3 protein-coding genes are annotated in these 2,335 nt (G+C 70.6%); all 3 read left to right on the top strand.

Annotated elements, in window-relative coordinates; all coding sequences use genetic code 11:
• Nucleotides 1–333, top strand: a 333-nt coding sequence (locus AC1D01_RS30700) for an alpha amylase C-terminal domain-containing protein (protein ID WP_477873183.1), incomplete at its 5' end; no start/stop codon positions are given.
• 15 nt (nt 334–348) lie between these two features.
• Nucleotides 349–1,473 carry an ABC transporter ATP-binding protein gene (locus AC1D01_RS30705; RefSeq protein WP_477873185.1) on the top strand — a complete coding sequence of 375 codons (1,125 nt, stop codon included), beginning with the start codon at nt 349–351 and terminating at the stop codon, nt 1,471–1,473.
• A gap of 126 nt (nt 1,474–1,599) precedes the next feature.
• Nucleotides 1,600–2,335 (top strand): ParA family protein (locus AC1D01_RS30710; protein ID WP_477873187.1); only part of this gene is annotated, 736 nt, incomplete at its 3' end.

Below are 2,335 nucleotides of genomic sequence, written 5' to 3' on the forward strand. Positions count from 1 at the left end.
GGCCAGCGCCAGCGCGCGGTCGATGCGCAGGCGCCGCAGCCGGGGTCGGCGCTGAACCGCTATCGCAGCTTCCTGAACTGGCGCGCGACGCAGCCCGCGCTGCGCCAGGGCGCGATGGCGCTGCTGCCGGCGCATGACCAGGTGGTCGCGTTCACGCGCGGCGACGGGGCCGGGCAGCTGCTGTGCGCGTTCAACCTGTCGGACCGGCCGGCGCACATGGCGCACGGGCTGCCCGGCAGTTGGACGGCGATCGACGGCCACGGCTTCGGCGGCCGCATCGATGGCGCCGAGATCGTGCTGGAGCCGCAGGAAGCCGTGTTCGCCCGGTCATGACTTGAAGGAATCCCCATGTCCCAGATCCAACTCCGCAAGGTCCGCAAGAGCTTCGCCAACGTCGCGATCCTCAACGATGTCGACCTGACCATCGCCCCCGGCGAGTTCTGCGTCTTCATCGGCCCGTCGGGCTGCGGCAAGTCGACGCTGCTGMRSCTGATCGCCGGGCTCGACGACGTGAGCGGCGGCGAGATCGTGATCGACGGCCGCGTCGTCAACGAGCTGCCGCCGGCGCAGCGCAACGTCGCGATGGTGTTCCAGAGCTATGCGCTGTACCCGCACATGTCGGTGCACGAGAACATGGCCTTCGGGTTGCGCCACCACAAGATGCCCGAGGCCGAGATCGAGCGCCGCGTCGCCGAGGCAGCCGCGATGCTGAAGCTCGAAGCGCTGCTCGAGCGCAAGCCGCGGCAGCTGTCCGGCGGCCAGCGCCAGCGCGTCGCGATCGGCCGCGCGATCGTGCGCCAGCCGAAGGTGTTCCTGTTCGACGAGCCGCTGTCCAACCTCGACGCGGCGCTGCGCATCAACACCCGCGTCGAGATCGCGCGGCTGCACCGCAAGCTCGGCAACGTCAGCATGGTCTACGTGACGCACGACCAGGTCGAGGCGATGACGCTGGCCGACAAGATCGTGCTGCTGCGCCCCGATGCCGCGGCCAAGGGGCAGCTGAGCGTCGCCCAGATCGGCCGCCCGCTCGACCTGTACCACCGGCCGCAGAACCGCTTCGTCGCCGGCTTCATCGGCTCGCCGGCCATGAACTTCCTGCCGGCGGTGGCGGTCTCGGGCGATGCGGCCCGGCTCGCCTGGCGGCTGCCGAACGGGCTGGCCGGCGCCGCCGCGGTCGACGCGGCGCGGGTCACCGCCGGCAGCGACCTGACGCTGGGCGTGCGCCCGGAGCACGTGCAGCTGGGCCACGGTGACGGTCACGGAGAGGGCCGCGGCCAGATCACCCACCTGGAGCACCTGGGCGAGTTCAGTTACGCCTATGTCACCTGGCATGACACCGAGCCGCCGCTGCTGGCCAAGGTGACCGACGAGTCACTGAAGCTCGGCGACACCGTCAGCTTCGAGCTGCCGGTGACGCAGCTGCATGCCTTCCTGCCGGATGGCGAGGCGCTGGTCCGCACCGCCGTCCACTGAAAAACCGGTCATGGTGCCGGTATCCAAACGTGAGCACGGTGAAAGGTGGCTTGTACGGAGCCCGGCGCGAGCGCTTCGGTGATGTAATCGGGTGCCGTTCTGGCAGGACCCCGGGTTTCATCGTCCATGCGTGTGGTAGCCGTCATCAATCGCAAGGGAGGCAGTGGCAAGAGCACGCTGGCAACCCACCTTGCCGGCTATTGCGCCCGCCAAGGGCTGAAGGTGATGCTCGGCGATGTCGACCGGCAGCAGTCGTCGCTCGCGTGGCTGAAGCGCCGCACCGAGCAGCCGGTGGCCCAGGGCGCCCCGGTGGTCGGTTGGGCCGTCGACCCGCGCAGCGTGCTGCGCCCGCCCAGCGGCATCAGCCACGTCGTGATCGACACCCCCGGCGGCCTGCGCGACAGCGAGCTGGCGCGGGTCGTGATGTATGCCGACATGATCGTGATGCCGGTGTGCCATTCGCTCTTCGACCGCGAATCCGCGGCTGCCTGCTACGAAGAACTGCGCACGCTGCCGCGCGTGGCCAGCGGCCGCTGCAAGGTGGCGATGGTCGGCATGCGGCTCGATGCGCGCACCAAGGCCGCCGAGCAGATGGTGGAGTGGGCGGCGCAGGCGAATTTCCCGTACCTCGGCGCGTTGCGCGAGACACAGGCCTACGTGCGCTGCGTCGAGCAGGGCGCGACGCTGTTCGACCTGCCGCCCGCCAAGGTCGAGGCCGACCTGGCGCAATGGAAGCCGATCCTCGCGTGGGTCGAGAAGGCCTGGCAGGAGGCGGCGAAGGCCGACGTGGTGGCCCGCGCCGCGGCGCGCATGACGGCCCTGCCGGGCGCGCCGCCGGCGGCGGCTCCGGCCGCAGCAGTGC

Source organism: Rhizobacter sp. P3_B12, assembly GCF_056402895.1.